This is a genomic window from Sulfurimonas sp. (genome assembly GCF_023229025.1).
In the GTDB taxonomy this organism is placed as follows: Bacteria; Campylobacterota; Campylobacteria; order Campylobacterales; family Sulfurimonadaceae; genus Sulfurimonas.
Genome location: NZ_JALOAA010000011.1, coordinates 22,090 through 43,555 on the forward strand (window position 1 = coordinate 22,090; position 21,466 = coordinate 43,555).

Sequence of the window (21,466 nt, forward strand, 5' to 3'; positions counted from 1 at the left end):
GATAAAAAATATAAATTGAGCAAAGCTAGGGAGATACTAAATGCACGATAAACAATCAATCCTAATAGTCGATGATAGCAAAAAGAGCATTGATGTTTTAATGCAGCTTCTCCAAGAGTATAACTTAGTACCGGTCACAAATGGAGAAACAGCCATTGATATTGCAACAAAAGAAGAAGATATTGATCTGATACTTCTTAATACTATGATGCCCAAAATGGATGGATTTGAAATTTGCAGACGCTTAAAAGAGAATCCAAAAACAGTGCATATTCCCGTTATATTTTTAAGTACTAAAAACAAAGAATCTGACATACAAAAGGCTTTTGAAGCGGGTGGAGTAGACTATATAGCAAACCCGTTTAATCCAAATGAACTCTTATCACGCGTAACAACTCACCTAAAACTAAGAGCCTACGAGAAAGATTTAGAAACTAGAGTAAAAGATGAGATTCAAAAAAATAGAGTAAAAGAGCAGATGATTTTTCAACAATCAAAACAGGCTGCTTTGGGTGAACTTCTTATGCATATAACACATCAATGGAAGCAACCTTTGATATCTCTAAGCTCAATAAACAACTTAAACAGAGAAAAGTTTGAATCAAACTCAAGTGTTAGCCAAAGTGATTATCTAAAATCAATAAAGCGTTCAGAAGATATTATTATGTTTATGGAAGAGACCATCGAGACGTTTAAAAAATTTTATAAGCCCTCAACCGACAATAAAGAGTTTTTAATTACCGAGTCTGTAATTGATATATTGACCATAATTGAGGGAACATTTTATTTTGACAATATAAAGATATATATAATCTCACATGAAAAAGAGCCTATATTTGGCAATGCAAATGAGTTCTCTCAAGTAATTTTCTCAATCCTAAACAACTCAAGGGAGATATTTAAACAAAGAGAGAGCTTTAGCCCTGAGATACGAATAGAGATTGATAATAAAAAAATAACAATTAGAGATAACGGCGGCGGCATACATGATGAGTCGTTGGAGAACATATTTTTGCCAACACTAAACGCAAACAACAGCTTAGGCGTAGGTCTCTATCTGGCAAAAGTTTTAGTTGAGAAAAACAGTGGGGTAATAACGGCAACAAACTCAGAAGATGGAGCCGTCTTTACTATAGAGTTTCTAACATGGATAGATTAGTTATCTCTTTTTAAAGATAAGAAGGGTCTTGTCTTTTGTGTCATAAAGAGAGAATGGCTGTTTTTCTATTAGCTTTAAAGTAGGCAGTTTCTCAAAGAGTCTTACTTTGTGGAAATATTGAATTATCGTATCTTGATATTTTGTATATTTTGAGTCATCGTTTTTTTCAAATAGAGTAAACTTTGTATAAAGTTTCTCATCCTCAAAAATTGCGTCAACAACTAAAAACTCTCTCTCATCTTCGCTGCTCATCGTGCCTTCTGCTACATCGCTAAAGCCATACAGGGTGTTTATATCTGCAATAAAGACTCCATCATCATTTAATCTCTGCGCTGCTGCATCTAAAAACTTCAGTAGCTCATCATTATCCAAAAAATTAAGGACATCAAATATCGCTACGACAGCATCATATTTTCCATCTTCTTGCGCTATATCAATGCATTTTGCTGCCAAACCTTTGGCTTTGCACTCATCAACCATAACCGAGCTAAGATCAATCCCCTTGCAGGCTACCCCGTCACTTATCATGCGCTGCATAAATCCGCCGCGTCCACACCCTACATCTAGAAGCGTTTTTATATTATACTCATCAAGTTCTGAGCGGTAGAGGTCATAAAGAGCCTCCGTAGCCTCTTCAATGCCTAGCAGATGTTCAGCCTTTGCGTATAAATCAAGATTTGTCATATTACTACTTTTGCTCTGCTTGAATTATGGCATTTATCTTTTTATATATATCTAAGACTTCATCTTTTTTTGCGATATAACTATTTTTGTTTGCTATTAAGTATGTTGAAGACGTCATGATATCTTCTACGACTTCTAAGCCGTTTTGCTTCATGGTCGCACCCGTCTCTACAACATCAACTATCATATCGGCTAGTCCTATAAGTGGGGCTAGCTCTATTGAGCCGTAGAGTTTTATGATGTCAACAGAGACTGCACGCTCTTCAAAATAGCGTTTTGTAATGTTTACCATCTTTGAAGCAACTTTTATCTCTGGCTTGTCTAGATTAAACTTCTCACCCTTTTTCATTCCTATGGAGACTTTACAGATTCCACGCTTTAAATCTAAAAGGCGAATAACATCGAGCCCCTGCTCCTCAAGCGTATCAAGTCCAACAACTCCAATATCAGCCGCCTGATGAAAAACATAAGTTGCAACATCTTGGTTTCTTACCAGTAAAAAACGAAATTTTGGAGTCTCTAAAATCAGCTTTCTATCATCAAAAACGAAGCTATCTCCAAAAATAGTCTCAAAAATCTCTAATGTCTCTTGTGCTATTCGTCCTTTTGGAAGTGCAACTGTTAGCATATGTCGGCCTTTTTCATAATATTTTTCATCCCCTTAAAGAGAAGTCTCTCATCTACATGTGAAGTTGGAAATATTTTTGCAAACCAAGCAGCGTCTCCGCCTGTTAAATATATATCCATCTTATGCGATTTTACTTCGCTGTGCAGTAGTTTTATATATCCGTAACTTATAGCATCGCGAGAATTTTTCGGCATTTTATCTAAATCAAGCTCAAAGTTAAATGAGTAGCCAAGCGCATCTGATATATTTTTATAACACTCGCCCATAGCTCTGACTCCCGGATAGATAAAACCACCCTCAAACCTGCCCTCTTTTACGATATCAACGGTAACCGCGCTTCCAGCGTCGACTATAACACCATCCCTAATCGCTTCACACGCCATTATTCTGTCAATCCCCATAGTTTCATAATACTTTTTAATATCTATGTACTGCGATAAATCAATCCAGTTTTTTAGAGGTTTTAAAAGCTCTTTTACATGCTGATTTACACATATATAGTAAACATCTTCTTCTACCGTAGAGGGGTTAAAGAACTTTGCATCTTTTTTAAAAATCTCATCTTTTTTTAAAAAATGGTAATTACTATTTCCTATGTCGCAAAGAAGCATTATTGAATCTTCCAGCCCTGCCCGGCAAAAGCCTCTTTTGCCTTTGAGCAAAGCGGTGCATCTATAAAGATAATTTTATGTTTAAAGTTGTGCCCATAAAAAAGAGTGAGTTTTGTATAAATCTCCTCAAACTTACGAACATCTTTCATAAGTAGTTTACTCTTTTGACTTACCGCAAAAATTGCCCAAAAATATCCACTGATATCAGTTGCTTTAAATATTTTTATCCTATTTCTTATGCCTAATTCCCTTGGCATAATCTCTTGCATTTTTTTATAAATTTTGCCTTTTTTTCTAAGGGAGTCAACTATATTTTGCATAAATTAAACCTTTATTTAAAAAAGATATTCTATCAAAAGAATGCTTTAGCTATAGATAATCTTGCTATAATGCGGATATGAAAATTATAAAAACTAAGCTAAATTATGCAAAATCATTTATCTTACTTAATATTGACTCATTAACGATAGGAAGCGTTACACTCTTTGATATTTTTATAAAAAAAAAATCACGATTATATAATTATTATAGAAGCGGGAACAACTCTTACGCAAAACCTCTACACCAAATTAAAAAAACAGGAAAATTTATATATAAATAAAAAAGATGAAGATAGACAGATACTCTCTTGTGAGACGCTAAAATATTATATAAAATACAACAGAGACAATATGCAGAAAAGACTTCAAATACTATATGAGGTAAATAGCCAACTATTTGATATTTTTTTAGCCAATAAAGAGAACAAAATAAACCTAAAATGCGTAGAACTCATAGTGGAATCTATTATCTATCTTTTAGAGCATGACAAGATATTTATAAAAAATACTATGCCCTACATGCCAAACGACTATAAACTCAAAAATCACTCTCTTCATGTTGCTATCTACGCACTTACTCTTGGCTATACGCTTAGATTTGATAAAACAGAACTTATAAAGCTAGGTTCAGCAGCTCTTTTACATGATATCGGCATAAAAAATATAGACAAAAAGATTATAAACAAAGAGAGTGAGCTAACACCTCAAGAGACTAAAATTGTTCAAAAACATGCTCAATATAGCGTTGATATATTAAAACAAAACAAAATTTATGACCCATACATAATTAATGCAGTTATGCACCATCATGAACGTTATGACGGTAAAGGCTATCCAAACAGTTTGACAGAGGATGATATTAGCGATTTTGCATCTATTTTAGCAATTTGTGACGTGTTTGATGCTCTGACAAATAACAGACCATACAGAAAACATTACTCATCGTTTGACGCGCTTAAAATGATGATGCGTGATGCAGACATGGTAAATAGATTTAACCAAAGATATCTTCATATAGCTCTTAAGCTACTTTGAGTAAGTTTTTTGTTAAATTTTAAATTTTATTATAATCAAAAAAAATATATGTTATAATCTCTTCTTAATTTAAACATATTCAAGGATAGTTATGAAAAAATTATTCACTATTATCTCTTTTTTACTACTAAAGAGCTTTTTATTAAATGCTTCAGAGTCCATAACTCTCGATAACGCTATTGATATACTAAAATCTCAAAACTTAGAGATTAAAGCTGCAGAGTTTGATATACAGAGTGCTGTTGAAGATGCAAAGAGTACTTCTGCTAGTCACTATGGAAAACTTGAATTTATTCAGGATTTTGTAAGAAGTGATGATGCCGGAAATGTATTTGGATTTAAGCTAAGCTCACGAGAGGCAGATTTTGGAGATTTTGGATTTTCTGATTTTTTAAATCCTCCTGCAGGAACTACCGATATACTTAAGGTTCAACCGCGTGATTTAAACTACCCCGGCTCAAGAAACTACTTTCAAAGCAAGTTAAAGTATGAACTTCCTCTCTTTACGGGCTTTAAAATTTCAAGTTATGAAGATATTATGAAATCAGTTACAAAAATCAAAAAACTTGAAAAATCACAAATAGTAAATGAGAAGATATACGAGACAAGAAAAAGTTTCTATGACATGGCGCTGCTTGAAGAGTCAATGAAGAACTTAAACGTTATTTTAAAAAATATAAACACGCTTGAAGAGATGACATATGAGATGATTGAAGTCGGTTATGCAAAAAAGGTTGACCTGCTTGAAGTTAAGGCAAAAAAAGGCAATGTTGAGAGACTTATATCGCAGATGGAGTCAAATAAAGAGCTTCTTTATCACTATATAAGTTTTTTACTAAATCAAAAAGTAACATCTATCAAAACTCCGCCGCTAGAGATAAAGACACCCTCTATCTCAAACAGCGATATAATAAACAACAATCTTGATATTCAAAAAGCAAATACCGGACTTGCGATAAAAGAGAGCATGATTGGTGTATCAAAATCATCATACTATCCTATGGTAGGCGCTTTTGCAGAAGTTGCAACTGCTGATGATACCTTTTTAGGCGATGCGTCTGATCATAAATCATATACCGTTGGAGCAAGGCTAACATGGAGTATATTCAACGGCGGTGCCGATAGTGCTAATGTAGAAAAATCAAGACTAGACTTTCTAAAGACAAAAACAGAAGTAGCACTTGCTAACAGCGGTATTGAACTTCAGACACAAAAGATAAGAACAGAGATACAGAGTTATAACAACGATATAGAGTCGCTTAAAAAAGAGCTGGTTTTAGCGGATGAAATATACAAAAACTATGAGGCAAGATACAGAGAGAAACTCTCTTCCATGAGTGACGTTATAATTAAACAATCAGAGCAGATAGAGAAGATTTTGCAGCTGCAACAGACAATGAATAAGCGAAATGAGAGAGTTTTCGCACTAGAAAAATTAGCAAACGGAGAAAATAGATGAAAAAACTGTTAATACTTTTAACCCTTGCAGTATCGCTTATTGCAGAGGGTATTACACTCTCAGGCACAGTTATAAGTGATAATAAAAAGATGATTACAAGCCGTTTTATGGGCTTTGTTACAGATGTGAAAGTATCAGAGGGCGATGAAGTAAAAAAGGGTGACCTGCTTTATACAATCGATTCAAAAGAGATAGACTCAGCTCTTATACAAGTTGAGCTTGGAATTTCTCAGGCACAACTCTCACTTCAGATGTATCAAAATCAATACACCAACGTCAAGCTAAATCTTGAGAGGCACAAGAGACTTTTAGAAAAAGATATGGTCTCAAAATTTGAGGTTGAAAATTTGGCACTTGCCGAAAATAATCTAGCGAATATGATTACTATAGCAAAAAAGCAGGTAGCTCAAGCGCAAGCACAACTTGAAGAGGTAAAAAACCAGTACCGCTACTTGAATATTACAGCGCCAAATGACGGAGTTATTGTTAGCAAAAACATTGAAGTAGGAGAGATGGCAATGCCGGGAATGCCAGCACTTGAACTCTCAGATCTTACAAACCTAAAAATTTCTGCAGAGATAAGTGAAGGTAACCTTGAGCTAATTAAAGAGGGCAAAAAAGTAGTGGTAAATATCCCATCAAGAGGCATACAGGCCATAGGGACTATAAGTGCCATAATACCAAACTCAAATCCTATGACACACTCTTTTAAGATAAAAATATCATTTAAAAATATATACAAATCAATATACCCGGGCATGTACGCCACAGTAGTTATTGAGTAGGAATTTTATTATGAACAGTTATAAACCAACAGATATTGCAGGACGATTGGCATCTGGATTTTTAAGAAATCCACTAACTATCGTTCTTGGTGTTTTTCTGCTAGCCATAGGGTACCTAGCACTAAATATTATGCCGCGGGAAGAGAATCCCCAGATGGTAGTAAGTGGCTCAACTGTTATAGTTGCCCTCCCCGGTGCAAATGCTGCAGAGATACAAAAAGTAATAGTAAAGCCGTTGGAGAGAAAACTAAAAGAGGTCAAGGGAGTTGAGAATATCTCATCAATGGCTATGGACAATGTCGGAATCGTAAATGCCGCATTTTATATTGGAGAAAAAAAAGAGGACTCAAACCTTAAGATATATGACAAAATAATGCAAAATGCAGATATGTTTCCAGAAGGAGCCATGGTTCCAATCATTAAGCCTTTAGATATCGATATTGATATTCCTGTTGTCTCTGTTGCTTTTTACTCAAAAGAGAAGAGCATGAGCAAGACAGAACTTTATGAGAGAGTAAAAGAGATTCAGCACCGCATTAATGGACTTCAAAACGTTGCAGTTACTGAGATAAAAGGAGGTAATAAGCATCAATTTAATATTGAAGTGGACCTAAACAAACTCTCCGGATACAACATCTCCATGGGTCAAATTGTTCAAGGCGTACAATCACTCTCTTACAGTGTTCCGGCAGTTAAAAATAGAACAAAAGATAATGAGATAATTATGCTTAGCGTTAAAAATGCAATTGAGAGCGCAGAAGATATTGGTAATATCATAATTGCCAAATATATGAACTCCCCGATATATCTTAGAGAAATTGCAAAAGTTACCGCTTCATACGATATACAAAACTTTAAATCTGCCTCAATTAGCAAAAAAGATGAGAGCGGAAATTTCTCGCCTCTTGAAAATCAGGTAACGCTCAGTGTCTCAAAACTGCAAGGGACAAATGCGGTTGTAATTGCAGATGCCGTAAAGAGTGAACTTGAAGCCAGCAGAGACTACTTTACCAAAAACAACATCGGGTACGTAATTACCAGAAATGACGGACAAAGAGCAAATGAAGCAGTAAATGAACTTGTTTACCACCTTGTTTTATCTATTGTCATCATCGCTATTTTACTTGTCTTAGTACTTGGGTGGAGAGAGTCACTAATTGTCACTTTTACAGTACCTGCGATTTTGGCAATTACGCTTTTTGTAGCCTATCTGACAGGACAAACCATAAACCGTATTACTCTTTTTGCCTTCTTACTCTCTTTGGGGCTTTTGGTCGACGCTGCTATTATCGTAATTGAAAATATCCATAGGCACTACCACTCAAAAGAGTCTGCAAATAAAAGTGTTGATGACATAATGATTGAAGCAACAGATGAGATTGGACCACCGACAAATATAGCAACATTGGCAATTATTATGACTATGATACCAATGGCTTTTGTCGGACAGATGATGGGGCAGTTTATGAAACCAATTCCCGCAAATGTTCCCGTTGCTCTAATAGCATCTCTGTTTGTTGCATATATATTTACGCCATATCTTGCAGTTAGAATGCTTAAAAAGCCGAAATTTCACTCTAAGGAGAGCGAAGATGTTTAAAAAATTACAAGATGCCGTATTTAACGGTATTCAGTCTCCTATTAAGAGAAATTTAATACTAATTGCAACATTTATTACCTTTGTTCTATCGGTACTTATGATAGCACCCGGTGAAATTGTTTTAGCAAAGATGCTTCCCGGAAAAAATAACGATACTTTTACTATCTACACGACTCTTGCAGAAGGAAGCTCAATTGAACAAACAAAAGAGGTTACAGAGTGTGTTGCAAACTTTATAAAACAAGAGAGGGAGGTTGAAGATTTTGAGATATTTTTAGGAATGGGCGCTCCTCTTGATTTTGCAGGACTTATAAAAGGCTCACATTTTAAAAATAGCGAGAACGTTGCAGAGATTGTAGTAAATATTTCTCCAAAACATCACAGAGATGAGCCATCATACTTTATGGTTCAAAGAATCAGACCTGCAATCCAAACAAGCTGTACTAAACTTTATGATAAAACAACAATAACATTCGTAGAACCGCCCGCAGGTCCTCCTGTTTTAGCAGCTATTGTTGCGGAGGTATATGGAGAGAATGCTGATGGAATAAGAGAACTCTCAAACAGAGTTGCAGATGTATTTAAAGGTACAGAGGGGCTAGTTGATATAGAGATTATGCAAGATGAAATTTATGATACGTTTGAGATAGAAGTAGATAGCACAAAAGCAGCACTCTCCGGAATTGATATAAAGCAGTTAAACGATGTACTCTACCTTGCCTTTGAAGGTATGCAGATTGCAGTTAAAAACTCAGACGTTATTAATGATCAGATTCCTATATACCTCTCTCTTAGTGCTGAATCAAAGAAGTTCTCATCAAAAGATATTAATGCCATAAAAGCAAAACTATCATCCCTAAAGCTGATGAATCAGATGGGCATGATGACTCCCATAACAGAACTGGTAACTATAGTACCCAAAAAATCAAATCCTATGATTATGAGTAAAAACTTGCATCAGTTTACAAACGTCATGGCTGAGACGGATATGGTATCGCAGGTCTATCCACTTATTCAAGCAAGAGCTGAAATATTAGAGAAATTTAGCGACAGATATGATATTGAAAAAACAGGTCTCTTTAACCTAAAGCTTACAGATAAAGAGTCTAGAGATATATACAGATTAATTTGGGATGGAGAGATGGAAGTGACATTGGATACTTTTGTTGAACTCGGCGCTGCATTTATAGCAGCTCTTGTTCTTATTTTCTTACTAATGGTTATATACTACAAAAGCTATACACTAAGCGGTATAATACTTTTAGGCTCATTCTTATCAATAATCGGAGTAATTATTGGGCATTGGATTATGGATATATTTACCACAGATACATTCTTCCTTACGGCTACTTCACTTATAGGCTTTATTGCGCTTATTGGGATAAGCTCAAGAAACTCGCTTCTTTTAATTGACTTTACCGCCTCATTAATGAAAGATAGCGGCATGCAAAAAGCCGAGGCAATAGCTTATGCAACAGCAACTCGCGCAAAACCGATTTTTCTTACAGCCGCGGCAATTATACTAGCTTCTACTCTTTTAGCAGGAGATGCGGTATTTGGAGGCCTTGGTGTTGCTCTTATATTTGGAACGGTAGCAGCAGTAGTTGCATCACTTATCGTTGTTCCTATACTTCTTTATAAGGCTGATTTAAATAGACATTTTAGTTTGGATGAGAAGTGAGAATTTCTTTTAGTTGCAGGGATTTTTTGTCCCTGCCTAATAGTTTAAAGTGTGTAGATACTACATTCTAGCATATTGAACACTTAGACAAGCATCAATATTTAAAAGCTCTTTTAACGTAACATCATTAACAATGCTATCTACCAAAATAACAGCAAGAGCCTCTTTTTTATCATTTCTAGCGAGTGAAAAATCTGCAATATTTACACTATGTTTTGCTAAAATAGAGCCTATGTTTCCAATTACACCGGGAACATCTCTGTTTTTAAGAACTACCATATCTCCTTTTAGTGCCACTTCAATATCGAAACCGTCAATTGAGACGATTCTAAATACATTGTCATCAAAAATAGTAGCGCTTATAGTTGTAGTCCCACCCTCTGCCGTGGTAAGTTTTATAGTAATTAAATTTTTATAAACAGATGAGTCATGAAGTGCTTCAGACTCTATCTTAATACCTTTTTCTTTAGCAATAAAATCTGCATTTACGTAGTTAATCGTATCATCACTAATTTGGCTCATAGCACCTACAGCCACAAATGTAGCAAGTGATTCAACATATTTAGAGATTTCACCCTGTCCACTTACTTTTATAGATATTATTTGTGATTTGTTAAGCTGTGATTCTAAAAAACCAATTTTTTGCCCCATCTCTAAAAATGGTTTTACAAACGGAGGAATTTCACTCTCATCAATAGGCAAATTCATAGCATGCGGATAGGATATGCCTTTTGCTGCGGAAATTGCGTTTGCTGCAGCTTGAACACCGATGTTATACTGAGATTCATACGTGTTAGCACCTAAATGCGGGGATACCGTAACATTGTCAAGATCAAGAAGAGGATGCTCAGTCGCAGGCTCTTTCAAAAATACATCAATACCCGCAAAGCGAATTTTACCGCTTTTTAGACCGGCATAGAGTGCTTCTTCGTTGTAAAGACCGCCTCTTGCACAGTTTATCAAAACTACGCCGTCTTTCATCTTTGCAATCTCTGCGCTACTTATCATATTGAGAGTCTCTTTGTTTTTAGGAGTATGAATAGTAATAATATCACATGCTAATATATCTTCAAGATTTTTTGTATAAGTCATATCATAGTCGGTAACTTTAGATGGGTTTATATATGGGTCGTAAGCAACTATATCCATCTCAAAAGCCTTCGCTCTTTTTGCTACGCGACTCCCGATGTTGCCAAACCCTATAACGCCTAACTTCTTGCCTTTTAACTCATATCCGTACCACTTCTCTCTTTTCCAAACTCTATCCTGCTTAAGATGATTATGTGAATATGGAAACATCCTCATACAAGAGAGCATATGCGCCATAGTTAACTCAACTGCTGCAATAGTGTTTGCAGTAGGGACATTCATAACGATTATACCCTCTTTAGAGCACCCCTGAATATCTACATTATCTACACCGACACCTGCGCGCACAATTGCTTTCATGTTCTTTGCATGTGCTATAAATTTTTCATCAATATCAGTAGAGCTTCTTGTAATTGCTACATCTGCATCTTCGATAATATCTAAAAGCTTTGTCTTATCTTCATCAGCTGCCATTATGAAGTTTATCTTTTCATCACTTCTAAGCATCTCTAAGCCGGCTTCATGAATATGGTCACAAACAACTACAGTATATTTTTGCATTATGTATCCTTTTTATATAGCCCAACAGTGGCTGAAATTTGGTAATTTTTTAAAACTTCTACAAGAGAATCCAGTTTGCTTCTCTCTTTTGAGTAAATTAGCAACTCTGCACCATTTTTATCTTTTTTAAGATAATATTTTAGCTGATGCTGCTTCAACTCCTCTTTTAAACAGAAAAGCTGATAAGGATCAAATATAGGTGCAGAGAGTTTATATATAGTTTTACTTGCTACTTTCTCACTTAAATCAACTTGAATTAAAACTTCATTTACAGGATAGAAATATCCTAATTTTTCTGTTTTGGAAAAACTATCTAGCCAGATATTTTTAGGCTCTTTTACAACTGTTTCGCTTTTATGCTCAAGCGGAGTTAAATTGACAGAAGTTTTAGTAGAGTTGATTGAAATAAGAAAAAAAACAACAAAAACAGCTACCCCTACTGCAATGAGTAAGGTTAGCCATTTTAAAATTTTTTGCACAATGTTTACTTAAATTTATCTTTTATCAAATCACCTAGAGAGTGTGATTCATCATCGTTAATTTCATCAAGTATTGCTTTGTTTTTTATGTAATCAAGCTTCTTAACAGATAAACGGATACGGTCACGGCGAGTATCGATAACTGCGATTGCCGCTTCAATCTCCTGACCTACCTCTAACTCGTTTTTATCCAAAGGAGAGAGATCTTCATCACGGATAAGCGCATCAACACCATCTTCTAAAGATACAAAAACACCAAAATCTTTAATATCACGTACTGTTCCGGTTACAACGCTATTTGTTTTATGAGTTTTAGCAAATGCATCTATCGGGCTCTCTAAGAGTGCTTTTCTGTTGAGTGATATTTTTTGATCTTCAGGATTTATTTTAGCAATTTTTACTTCAATTTCATCACCTGTTTTTAAAATATCTTTACATTTAACATTTTTATCCCATGAGATATCTTGGTTATGAAGAAGACCCTCAACGCTATCAATGCGTACAAATGCACCGAAGTCGGTTAATGATGTTATAGTTCCTGTTACTATATCTCCCTCATTATACTTTTTCACAAACTCATCAAAGGGCTTTGGAAGAAGTTTCTTGAGTGATACACGAAGCTTGTGAGTTTTAGGATTAATCTCTATAACTTCAACATCTAGCTCTTGTCCAACTGTTAAGTAATCGTTAGGATTTTTAACATTTTTATCCCATGAAATTTCAGATATATGCAAGAATCCTTCAATATCATTTCCTAAATCAACAAATACTCCGTACGCTTCAATATTTGAAACAGTAACAGTAATCGTATCTCCTTCATCTAGTTCACTCTCAACCTCTTCCCAAGGGTCAGGCTGAACTGCTTTAATAGAGAGGGAGAGGTGTCTTTTGTCTTTATCGTAAGAGATTGCTTTTACGGTTACCGCATCACCCTCTTTATATAGTTTTGATGGGTTTACAGGACCTTTGTAGCTAATTTCATTATAATGGACTAAACCATCAACTCCGCCTACATCTACGAACATACCGTAGCTTGTAATCTTTTTGATAGTACCCTCTATAATGGAGTCATCCTCCATCAACTTGTCAATAATCTCTTTTTTCTTTTTGCGCTCATCATTAAAAAGTTTACGACGAGAAACAACTATTGAGTTTTGCTCCTCATCAATCTTAACAACTTGTGCTTTTATTTTACGACCGACTACCTCATCTGAATCTTTAAAAGCAGCTAATGAACGAGGCATAAAGAAAGATACACCATCTGCTTCTACTACATAGCCGCCACGATTCTTCTTCGTAATAACACCCTCAATAACCAAATCTTCAAAGTTCTCTTTATGTTCATCAATAAAATCTATAGTTTTTTGTTGCTCTAAAGCTTTTTTATATGATATCTTAGGACGCTCGTTGTAGTATCCTGTAACCATTACTTTGATTTTATCACCAACATTAAACTTCAGTTCGCCATTTTCGCTAATCTCATCTAAACTAAGAATACCTTCGAGTTTATCGCCAACACCAACTAATGCTCTATTCTCATCCGCTTGGATTTCAACAATCTCACCCTCTACAATACGACTTGTCTCTTGCTTCTTCTCACTTGCAGCAAACATCTCTGCGAAATTTTCTTCTTCTTCAAATGATTCGTTATCGAACGCCATTATCTATCCCTCTGTTACATAAAAATTTTGTGATTGTACCCAATTATTGATAATTTTTTTATTAAATTAAATATAAAAAGAGCTCTTAAGAGCTAAAAAACAGTAATAATTGTGGATAAAATTTTTACTATTTTTTGATTTTTTGATTTTTTTCTATAGCATTAACAACATTTTGTATAATCCAATCAGGCGTAGATGCTCCTGCACTTATTCCACAAAACTCTTTATCATCAAACCATGAAAAATCCAAATCATTTTCATCTTCTATATGATAGCTATCTTTGCAATTATCTTGAGATATGCTAAAGAGCTGCTTAGTGTTTGATGAATTTTTCCCACCGATTACTATCATAACATCAGCTTTTTTTGAGATTTTTCTTACTGCTTCTTGATTTTCAAACGTCGCATTGCAGATTGTATTAAAAACTCTAACCTCTTTATGTCGCGGTATAAGATAGTTTGCAACTTCCAAGTACTCTTCAACTTTTCTTGTTGTCTGAGCAACAAGAGCTATCTTATCTTTTAGTTTTAAACCTTCAAGCTCTTTTGAGCATGTAACAACTGTAGCACCATAAGTTGCATAACTCTTTACACCTTTAATCTCCGGATGAGCTTCATCTCCAAAAATAATTATGTCGTAACCCTGCTCACTCATCTCTTGACATATCTGTTGTGGTTTAGTCACATAAGGGCATGTTGCATCCACAACATTTACGCTGTTTGCTTTTAGCTCTGCTAGCTCATGTTTAGGTATTCCATGTGTACGAATTACTGCTTTATCGCCGGAAGAGAAACTTTTATGATTATCGGTAAGACCGACTTTAAAATCTTTTTCAAGCCTCTGGATCTCTTTGGAGTTGTGAATAAGCGGTCCGTATGTTGATGAGTTTTTATTCTCTTCTGCAATTTTAATAGCACGTTTTACGCCAAAACAAAAACCGTAACTCTCTGCTAACTCTATCTTCATCTATAAAAACTCTACTTTTGTAATTTTTTTAACTATCTCAAAGAAGTTTGGAAATGATGTATTTATACACTCTAAATCACTCACATGCATACCGCATCTAAGACCTGCTATTATAAAACTCATTGCAATTCTATGATCTCCATGACTATCTATAGTAGCCTCTCTTAAATCTCCGCCTCTTACGCTATATCCATCTTTTACTTCATCAACTTCAATACCGCAAGCTCTCAAACCGTTTACTACCGTAGAGATTCTGTCACTCTCCTTTACCCTAAGCTCCTCGGCATTTTTAACAACACTCACACCATCAGCAGATGCAAAAGCTATTGATAGTGCCGGAAGTTCATCAATTAGCCAAGAGATATTATCCTCAACAGTAATGGCTTTTAACGGAGCATACTTTACATGAATATTGCCAATTGGCTCATACTTGTTATCTGTAGTTTCATAGCTAATATTTGCACCCATTCTCTCTAGGGCTTTAAATGCCTCTATCCGAGTAGGATTAAGAGTAACGCCCTCTAACACTACATCTGAATCTGGAGTAATTGCAGCTGCTACCGCAAAGAAAAATGCACTTGAGGGATCTGCAGGAACTCTAATCTTAAGCGGTGAGAGAAGTTTTTTCATAGGTTTAATTTTAGTAACCAAATCCTCAACTTCTATCTCTGCACCCATACCCTTTAACATTCTCTCAGTATGGTCACGACTAAGCTCAGGCTCACTGTAGCTACACTCGCCGTCTGCTCTAAGAGCCGCTAGTATCATGGCGCTCTTTACTTGCGCTGAAGCTATTTTACTATCAAAATCAAATGCCTCAAGCGAAGCCCCTCTTATACTTAGAGGGGCTAAATCACCGTTATCTCTTCCATCAAGTTTGGCACCGATATTGCGAAGCGGAGCAGTCACTCTTTTCATAGGGCGGCGTTTTAAATACTCATCTCCACTTAAAATAAAATGACCCTCTGCTGAACTTAAAAGCCCACAAAAAAGCCTCATTCCAGTCCCAGAGTTACCGCAATCCAATATCTCACTACTCTCTTTTATCCCGCTTGAACTAATCCTAATAGTTACTCCATCATCAGAGATGTCGGCTCCAAGATTTTTGACTATTTTTAATGTGTTTAGGGTATCTTCTGCTCTTAAAAAATTAGTTATCTCGCTTACTCCATCGGCAAGCATAGCAAACATAGCAGCCCTATGTGATATTGACTTATCAGGTGCAATCTCAGATATAGAGAGTGAAAATGGTGACGCTTTTAAAATTTTTACACTACTCATCGAAGTCTTACCCCCAACTTAGAATTAAGCTCTCCTAATATGCTATCCATAACACTGTTTATATCTTCTTCCTCGAGTGTTTTAGATATTGACTGAAGCACAAATCTAATAGATAAACTCATTTTTTCACCTAAAGACTCATCGCTATATTTGTCAACAGGATAAAAACGAATTAAGTTAGTTATCTTAGCATCTTCTATGACAGTTTTAATTTTTTCGTAACTCATATCTTTATCTATTATCAAACTTAAATCTCTGTATGATGCCTGATATTTTGAGCTATTTTTTGCACTCTTTAGCATATCTGGAAGTTTTGAAAAATCAAGTTCACACATATATGTAGTGTCTAAATCATAACTATCTTCTACATTCGGATGCAGACGAAACAGCTCTCCGACAACTTCGCCTTTGATTAGTATAGCAGCAGACACAAACGGGTGTGAGAGCGAATGTGAAGTTTTATGCTCACGAAGCTCAAATTCACCTATGATATTTGAAACCCTCTGAACAAAAAAATCAAAATCAACCTTTAAAGGTTTCCCCGCGTTAGATAGTTTTTGAGACTCTCTATCTCCGGAGAAAATCATAGCCATCCTCATTGACTCTTCTCGTTTATTATTAAATACAGAGCCAATCTCAAAAAGTCTTACAGATAAGTAGCCGTTTTTAGCATTGTTAGAAGCTGCTCTTAGAAGTCCGCAAAGAAGCGTAGTTCTTAAGGTGTCAAGTGTATTTACGATTGGATTGATAAGCTCTTTACTATCATCAACTGTTGCAAATCCATACTTCTGTAAAACCTTCTTCTCCTCAAAGACAAAGTGAACAGATTCAAAAAAAGTGCTAAATGCCGCTTTATGCCTGTAGTCACGCTTCTTTTTATAATCAAAATAGTCATCTTTGAGTCTATTATCCTCAGTAAAACTAAAGGGCTTTGAGGGGATATTGTCAATCCCCACAAGACGAACAATCTCTTCAACTATATCTTGTTTATTTGATATATCATGCCTAAATCTAGGAACTAAAACAACAACACTCTTAGCTGAAGATTTAGTAGTATCAAAACCAAGATTCTTAAGTATTGTTGTTATTTTAATCTTATCTATATTTGTACCGATTATATTATCTATCTCTTTTTTACTAACACTAATTATCTTATCTTCATGTGAATTACCAAGCTCGATTGTACCACCAAAGACAGATGAAGTTGAATTTGACTCTAAAAGACTTATACAGTAACATAAGCCGATATCTAAATCCGGCTCACTTCCCCTTGAAGTTCTATAGTACATAGGACCGGAATCCATCTTAGACTCTTGCATTCTCTTAGAGATAATGTCAGGTGGAATATAACTAGCTTCAATAAATATGACTCCCTCATCATCAACTACCTTTGAAGCATCTTCTTGAATTATACCTACAGTAGATGCTTTTTTCTTATCTTTTGCCATTATAGATGCGTAGCCGTTCTTATCCTCAACAAGCGAGACCTTTGCTAACATCTCATCTTTAGTGCAGAAAAATTTATGATTATAAGCTCTTAATATGACGCCGCTGCTATGAGTCGCATAGTGCATGAGCGATTCAATATCGTTCTCTCTTGAGCTCTCAATCTGAGCCAATCTAAGCTTTACAATAAATGGAAGTTTCAAATTTTTTAAGTCAACTGCTTTATATTTGAGGTTTACGCTTAGGTTGTTCTCATGTGAGAGTGATAAAAGTCTCCCTATTCCGACTCTTTTATCATCGCTCTCCTCATGCTTCTCTTCTTTTAGGGGTTTATCATAAGCAGCACATAAATCTCTAGCTACTCCACGGATGCTTAAGCAGTCGCCGCGATTAGCAGTTAGTTCTATCTCTATCAAGTCATCACAAAAAATAGGGTTGCAAGATACATCTTCGCCCAATATATAGCTTCCGATGCTGCTATCTAACTCCATTATCCCATCATTTATATCTTCTAAACCAATCTCTTTAGCCGAGCAAATCATACCCTCAGACTCAACTCCACGAAGCTTAACAGGTTTTATGGCAAGTCCACTAGGCATAACAGCTCCAATTGTTGCAACAACAACATCAAGCCCTGCTCTGACATTTGCTGCACCACAGACAATTTGCCTAGTGCTTGTGCCTATATCGACTTGACAAATATTTAACTTGTCTGCATCAGGATGTTTTTTACACTCTAAAACTCTGCCAAAAACTATTTTTTTTGGGATTTCATAGGTTTTAATACTATCTACTTCAAGACCGATAGAGTTAAATGTTTTTAACAACTCCTCAGTAGGTATATTGTTAATATCTACCCATTCGTTCAACCAACTTCTAGTTACTATCATTGAAACTGCTCCAACAACTTAATATCTCCCTCAAATAGTGAACGAAGGTCACCTATATGATGAATGAGCATTGCAAATCTCTCAACTCCCAGACCAAAGGCGTATCCGCTGACATTTTCATATTTTACAGCTTCAAAGACATTAGGATCTACAATTCCACATCCAAGCACTTCAAGCCATCCTGTTTTTGAGCATACTCTACACCCTTTGCCTTTACAAAAAACACATGAGATATCAACTTCTGCCGAAGGTTCTGTAAAAGGAAAAAAGCTAGGACGAAAACGAACATCAACGTCGCCAAACATATACTTTAAAAAATCTTCTAAAATAAATTTTAAATTTGCAAAAGAGACTTTACCTTCCTCATCGACTAAAAGCCCTTCTACTTGATGAAACATCGGCGTATGAGTAATATCATAATCTCTTCTAAAAACAGCGCCCGGCGCTATCATGCGAATTGGAGGCTTTGTGCTCATCATCGTTCTTATCTGAACAGGCGATGTATGTGTACGAAGCAGCATCTCATCTTTAAAATAGAATGTATCTTGCATGTCGCGCGCAGGATGATATTTCGGGAGGTTAAGTGCTTCAAAATTATTAAAATCATCCTCAACCATCGTTCCTGTTTTTACTGCAAAATTCATTGAAGAGAAGTACTCTACAATTCTATCCATAGTCTCCATAACAGGATGCAATGCACCTGACTCGGATCTTGAGCTGTACATGGAGACATCTATAGCTTCTGCTCTCATATTTGCTTCTAGCTCTAAAGTTTGAAGAACTATTTTTCTCTGTGCAAGTTCATTCATAAGTGCGCTTTTATGGCTGTTTAACTCCTGTGCTACTTTTGATTTCTCTTCATCAGGTACACTTTTCATTTTGGCAAACTCTACAGCTAAAACACCTTTTTTCCCAAACACAGCAATGCGAATCTCTTCGATTCTCTCAACACTGCTTGCATCTTTTATTGCGTCATACCACTCTTTCAATAGATTCATCCATAATAGAGGGAGATACCCTCTTAAATTTTAAAATAGATTATAGTCAAATATAATTTATATGTAGCTTCATTTGCAATTTTATATGTTACAATAAATAAAAAAAGGAAGTTGTATGTGTATATTTTGCAAAATAATTAACAATGAATTACCCTCAAATATTGTCTTAGAGAATGACGATTTTATGGCGTTTCATGATATAAATCCAAAAGCTCCTGTTCATATACTTGCTATCCCAAAGATACATGTTGAGAGTTTTAATGAAGTAACTCCAAGTACTATGAAAAATATGACAAAATTTATGCAAGATGTTGCAAAAGAGATGGGTATAGATGAGAGCGGGTATAGAGTAGTCACAAATGTCGGAGATGACGGTGCGCAAGAGGTTAAACATCTGCACTTTCACATACTAGGCGGTGCAAAACTTGCTTGGTCACACTTAAGTGATGCAGACCCAAAAGGAAAATTTTAAAATATTATGTCTCTTAAATCTCTAATTTTTCTATCTCTGGCTCCACTTCTTTTAGCACAAAGTAGCTCTGATTTTATAAGCACAGAGATGGGAGCCTTTGAAGCTGAAAAAAATAGATTTGCTCATTATAAGCAAGAGACTGAAGATGAGTTCAAATCTTATATTGACGCCGTTGAAAAGGAGTACAAAAACTATCAAAAAGAGTTAAGCCAATATTGGCAAGAGCCTTTACTATCTACTAAAACAGAGTGGATAACATATAGTAAAGATATGAGAACTAGGAGTAGCGTCAATTTTGAAAAAGCGACGATAGTTATTGAGACTATAGCACTATCTGAAGAAGAGGCAAAAGAGAGACTTAAAGATACACTTGCCGATGTAGTTACAATGGATACAAAAAAAGCTCATGATAGTGACCCTCTTGAGCAGAGACTCTCAAAGATAAAAAAGCCCTCCTTAGTTACCGATGATGAGATTAAACCCGAACCAATTCTCTCAAGCGTAATCTTTACAAATGAACCTTCAAAAGATGAGCTTATTACTTATGTTGAGAAAAAATCTAAAGATGAAAATATTAGATCTAGCAGTTCAAAAAAAATACAAGGCGCAAATATCTACAGATTAAACGTCTCTTTGCCCTCAGACACCATGCTAAAGAGATCTAAAATCTACTATGACGAGGTTAAGAGACAATCCCTAAGACAGAAGATTCCAGTGCCTCTTATATTTGCAATTATGCACTCTGAGAGCAGTTTTAATCCAAGAGCAAGGTCACATATACCCGCTTACGGACTTATGCAGATAGTTCCAAGAAGTGCAGGGATAGATGCTTACCTCTTTTTATACAATGAAAAGAAACTAGTCTCAAGCAACTATCTCTATAATAGCAAAAATAATATTACTATGGGAAGTGCTTATCTACATATTCTTTATTATAAATATTTAAAAGAGATTAAAGACCCACAAAGTCGTCTCTACTGCACCATTGCCGCGTACAATACAGGAGCCGGTAATGTTGCTTGGGCATTTACCAAAACAAATAACAAAAGCAAAGCGGCTAATGTCATCAACAATTTAAAGCCCGATGAAGTTTATAATACACTACTTAGCAGTTTGAAGTATGACGAGCCTAAAGAGTATCTAAAGAGAGTATCAAAGAGGATGCTCTCTTATCATAAAGTGTATGAGTGATTTAAGAGGGACAACTCTCAATATCACCCATATCTATCTTGCTTCCGCCACCTGAAATCATCTTCTCATTATCTTTTATCTTTTTACCGTTATGAGTCACTGAGTATGATATAGCAACTGTGTCTCTTATGGTATTGATTGTCGAACAGTATGTCTCAAGAGATGCCATAACCCAACGAGATGCCATTGTATCATCGCCATCGGAGTTAAAAGTATACTCAAGATGTAAAGTATTAAACTTTCTTGGATGATCATCATCTCTAACAACATCGCCATCTACAACTAAATCCGTGACTGCTTTATCATGATTTTTAGGTAATAACACAATATCTGACGCGCTACATGTAATGATTCCTGCTAAGAAATACTCAATTGGTGATATTTGCGGACAGTCGATTATAAAACTACTCTTTTGTGTTTTGGCTTCAAACCGCATAGCGTTTTTGTGTGATACTGATATTTTCATCTA

Annotated in this window: 20 protein-coding genes; 8 read left to right on the top strand and 12 right to left on the bottom strand. The window is 35.5% G+C overall.

The window, feature by feature from the left end; genetic code table 11:
- The first annotated feature begins 40 nt into the window (after positions 1-40).
- Complete coding sequence (locus M0Q20_RS04135; RefSeq protein WP_295058902.1) at positions 41-1,159, top strand: hybrid sensor histidine kinase/response regulator; 1,119 nt, start codon at positions 41-43, stop codon at positions 1,157-1,159.
- Here M0Q20_RS04135 and M0Q20_RS04140 read toward each other — a convergent pair whose 3' ends face one another.
- Genes M0Q20_RS04140 through M0Q20_RS04155 form a run of 4 tightly spaced genes read right to left on the bottom strand, consistent with a single transcriptional unit; the run spans position 1,160 to position 3,402 of the window.
- The gene (locus tag M0Q20_RS04140; protein WP_295058903.1) at positions 1,160-1,843 is read right to left on the bottom strand and encodes a class I SAM-dependent methyltransferase; all 684 of its coding nucleotides are present in this window, start codon (positions 1,841-1,843) and stop codon (positions 1,160-1,162) included.
- 4 nt (positions 1,844-1,847) lie between these two features.
- Positions 1,848-2,471 (bottom strand): ATP phosphoribosyltransferase, encoded by a 624-nt coding sequence (hisG, locus tag M0Q20_RS04145; RefSeq protein ID WP_295058904.1) that lies wholly within the window; start codon positions 2,469-2,471, stop codon positions 1,848-1,850.
- Positions 2,465-3,082, bottom strand: coding sequence for a type III pantothenate kinase (locus M0Q20_RS04150; protein ID WP_295058905.1), 618 nt, complete (start codon positions 3,080-3,082; stop codon positions 2,465-2,467). Before M0Q20_RS04150 ends, hisG begins: the two co-directional genes overlap by 7 nt.
- Entirely contained in the window at positions 3,082-3,402 is a 321-nt protein-coding gene (locus M0Q20_RS04155) for a hypothetical protein (RefSeq protein ID WP_295058906.1), read from the bottom strand. The genes M0Q20_RS04150 and M0Q20_RS04155 overlap by 1 nt, the downstream gene beginning before the upstream one ends.
- Positions 3,403-3,753: 351 nt before the next feature.
- On the opposite strand from M0Q20_RS04155, the gene M0Q20_RS04160 reads away from it, so the two are divergent.
- The 5 genes from M0Q20_RS04160 to M0Q20_RS04180 all read left to right on the top strand — a co-directional run bounded on the left by M0Q20_RS04160 (position 3,754) and on the right by M0Q20_RS04180 (position 9,962).
- Positions 3,754-4,437 carry an HD domain-containing phosphohydrolase gene (locus tag M0Q20_RS04160; protein ID WP_295058907.1) on the top strand — a complete coding sequence of 228 codons (684 nt, stop codon included), beginning with the start codon at positions 3,754-3,756 and terminating at the stop codon, positions 4,435-4,437.
- Positions 4,438-4,528: 91 nt separating this feature from the next.
- On the top strand, positions 4,529-5,896 hold the full coding sequence (locus M0Q20_RS04165) for a TolC family protein (protein WP_295058908.1): 1,368 nt from the start codon (positions 4,529-4,531) through the stop codon (positions 5,894-5,896).
- The gene (locus M0Q20_RS04170) at positions 5,893-6,681 is read left to right on the top strand and encodes an efflux RND transporter periplasmic adaptor subunit (protein ID WP_295058909.1); all 789 of its coding nucleotides are present in this window, start codon (positions 5,893-5,895) and stop codon (positions 6,679-6,681) included. Before M0Q20_RS04165 ends, M0Q20_RS04170 begins: the two co-directional genes overlap by 4 nt.
- Before the next feature lie 10 nt (positions 6,682-6,691).
- Positions 6,692-8,281 carry an efflux RND transporter permease subunit gene (locus tag M0Q20_RS04175; RefSeq protein WP_295058910.1) on the top strand — a complete coding sequence of 530 codons (1,590 nt, stop codon included), beginning with the start codon at positions 6,692-6,694 and terminating at the stop codon, positions 8,279-8,281.
- Entirely contained in the window at positions 8,274-9,962 is a 1,689-nt protein-coding gene (locus M0Q20_RS04180) for an efflux RND transporter permease subunit (RefSeq protein ID WP_295058911.1), read from the top strand. The genes M0Q20_RS04175 and M0Q20_RS04180 overlap by 8 nt, the downstream gene beginning before the upstream one ends.
- A gap of 60 nt (positions 9,963-10,022) precedes the next feature.
- Here M0Q20_RS04180 and serA read toward each other — a convergent pair whose 3' ends face one another.
- The 7 genes from serA to pheS form a co-directional block, all read right to left on the bottom strand.
- Positions 10,023-11,612 (bottom strand): phosphoglycerate dehydrogenase, encoded by a 1,590-nt coding sequence (serA, locus tag M0Q20_RS04185; RefSeq protein ID WP_295058912.1) that lies wholly within the window; start codon positions 11,610-11,612, stop codon positions 10,023-10,025.
- Positions 11,612-12,091 (bottom strand): hypothetical protein, encoded by a 480-nt coding sequence (locus M0Q20_RS04190; RefSeq protein ID WP_295058913.1) that lies wholly within the window; start codon positions 12,089-12,091, stop codon positions 11,612-11,614. The genes serA and M0Q20_RS04190 overlap by 1 nt, the downstream gene beginning before the upstream one ends.
- A 5-nt stretch (positions 12,092-12,096) precedes the next feature.
- Entirely contained in the window at positions 12,097-13,752 is a 1,656-nt protein-coding gene (locus M0Q20_RS04195; RefSeq protein ID WP_295058914.1) for a 30S ribosomal protein S1, read from the bottom strand.
- A 127-nt stretch (positions 13,753-13,879) separates the two neighbouring features.
- Positions 13,880-14,719 carry a 4-hydroxy-3-methylbut-2-enyl diphosphate reductase gene (locus M0Q20_RS04200; protein WP_295058915.1) on the bottom strand — a complete coding sequence of 280 codons (840 nt, stop codon included), beginning with the start codon at positions 14,717-14,719 and terminating at the stop codon, positions 13,880-13,882.
- Positions 14,720-16,000, bottom strand: coding sequence for a 3-phosphoshikimate 1-carboxyvinyltransferase (gene aroA / locus M0Q20_RS04205; RefSeq protein ID WP_295058916.1), 1,281 nt, complete (start codon positions 15,998-16,000; stop codon positions 14,720-14,722). It lies immediately after the preceding gene.
- Entirely contained in the window at positions 15,997-18,336 is a 2,340-nt protein-coding gene (gene pheT / locus M0Q20_RS04210; protein ID WP_295058917.1) for a phenylalanine--tRNA ligase subunit beta, read from the bottom strand. The genes aroA and pheT overlap by 4 nt, the downstream gene beginning before the upstream one ends.
- Positions 18,333-19,334, bottom strand: coding sequence for a phenylalanine--tRNA ligase subunit alpha (gene pheS / locus M0Q20_RS04215; protein ID WP_295058918.1), 1,002 nt, complete (start codon positions 19,332-19,334; stop codon positions 18,333-18,335). Before pheS ends, pheT begins: the two co-directional genes overlap by 4 nt.
- A gap of 115 nt (positions 19,335-19,449) precedes the next feature.
- On the opposite strand from pheS, the gene M0Q20_RS04220 reads away from it, so the two are divergent.
- Together M0Q20_RS04220 and M0Q20_RS04225 are read left to right on the top strand one after the other, a co-directional pair.
- A complete protein-coding gene (locus M0Q20_RS04220) occupies positions 19,450-19,806 on the top strand; it encodes a histidine triad nucleotide-binding protein (protein WP_295058919.1) in 357 nt (118 codons plus the stop codon).
- Positions 19,807-19,812: 6 nt separating this feature from the next.
- The gene (locus tag M0Q20_RS04225; protein ID WP_295058920.1) at positions 19,813-20,997 is read left to right on the top strand and encodes a murein transglycosylase domain-containing protein; all 1,185 of its coding nucleotides are present in this window, start codon (positions 19,813-19,815) and stop codon (positions 20,995-20,997) included.
- A 1-nt stretch (position 20,998) separates the two neighbouring features.
- Here M0Q20_RS04225 and M0Q20_RS04230 read toward each other — a convergent pair whose 3' ends face one another.
- On the bottom strand, positions 20,999-21,463 hold the full coding sequence (locus M0Q20_RS04230) for an OsmC family protein (RefSeq protein WP_295058921.1): 465 nt from the start codon (positions 21,461-21,463) through the stop codon (positions 20,999-21,001).
- Between the last annotated feature and the right edge of the window lie 3 nt (positions 21,464-21,466).

What these genes read in the sequence shown, in the direction of transcription:
- M0Q20_RS04135 (WP_295058902.1), top strand. Translation starts at nt 41, where the DNA reads ATGCACGATAAACAATCAATCCTAATAGTCGATGATAGCAAAAAGAGC.
- M0Q20_RS04140 (WP_295058903.1), bottom strand. Translation starts at nt 1,843, where the DNA reads ATGACAAATCTTGATTTATACGCAAAGGCTGAACATCTGCTAGGCATT.
- hisG (WP_295058904.1), bottom strand. Translation starts at nt 2,471, where the DNA reads ATGCTAACAGTTGCACTTCCAAAAGGACGAATAGCACAAGAGACATTA.
- M0Q20_RS04150 (WP_295058905.1), bottom strand. Translation starts at nt 3,082, where the DNA reads ATGCTTCTTTGCGACATAGGAAATAGTAATTACCATTTTTTAAAAAAA.
- M0Q20_RS04155 (WP_295058906.1), bottom strand. Translation starts at nt 3,402, where the DNA reads ATGCAAAATATAGTTGACTCCCTTAGAAAAAAAGGCAAAATTTATAAA.
- M0Q20_RS04160 (WP_295058907.1), top strand. Translation starts at nt 3,754, where the DNA reads ATGCAGAAAAGACTTCAAATACTATATGAGGTAAATAGCCAACTATTT.
- M0Q20_RS04165 (WP_295058908.1), top strand. Translation starts at nt 4,529, where the DNA reads ATGAAAAAATTATTCACTATTATCTCTTTTTTACTACTAAAGAGCTTT.
- M0Q20_RS04170 (WP_295058909.1), top strand. Translation starts at nt 5,893, where the DNA reads ATGAAAAAACTGTTAATACTTTTAACCCTTGCAGTATCGCTTATTGCA.
- M0Q20_RS04175 (WP_295058910.1), top strand. Translation starts at nt 6,692, where the DNA reads ATGAACAGTTATAAACCAACAGATATTGCAGGACGATTGGCATCTGGA.
- M0Q20_RS04180 (WP_295058911.1), top strand. Translation starts at nt 8,274, where the DNA reads ATGTTTAAAAAATTACAAGATGCCGTATTTAACGGTATTCAGTCTCCT.
- serA (WP_295058912.1), bottom strand. Translation starts at nt 11,612, where the DNA reads ATGCAAAAATATACTGTAGTTGTTTGTGACCATATTCATGAAGCCGGC.
- M0Q20_RS04195 (WP_295058914.1), bottom strand. Translation starts at nt 13,752, where the DNA reads ATGGCGTTCGATAACGAATCATTTGAAGAAGAAGAAAATTTCGCAGAG.
- M0Q20_RS04200 (WP_295058915.1), bottom strand. Translation starts at nt 14,719, where the DNA reads ATGAAGATAGAGTTAGCAGAGAGTTACGGTTTTTGTTTTGGCGTAAAA.
- aroA (WP_295058916.1), bottom strand. Translation starts at nt 16,000, where the DNA reads ATGAGTAGTGTAAAAATTTTAAAAGCGTCACCATTTTCACTCTCTATA.
- pheT (WP_295058917.1), bottom strand. Translation starts at nt 18,336, where the DNA reads ATGATAGTAACTAGAAGTTGGTTGAACGAATGGGTAGATATTAACAAT.
- pheS (WP_295058918.1), bottom strand. Translation starts at nt 19,334, where the DNA reads ATGAATCTATTGAAAGAGTGGTATGACGCAATAAAAGATGCAAGCAGT.
- M0Q20_RS04220 (WP_295058919.1), top strand. Translation starts at nt 19,450, where the DNA reads ATGTGTATATTTTGCAAAATAATTAACAATGAATTACCCTCAAATATT.
- M0Q20_RS04225 (WP_295058920.1), top strand. Translation starts at nt 19,813, where the DNA reads ATGTCTCTTAAATCTCTAATTTTTCTATCTCTGGCTCCACTTCTTTTA.
- M0Q20_RS04230 (WP_295058921.1), bottom strand. Translation starts at nt 21,463, where the DNA reads ATGAAAATATCAGTATCACACAAAAACGCTATGCGGTTTGAAGCCAAA.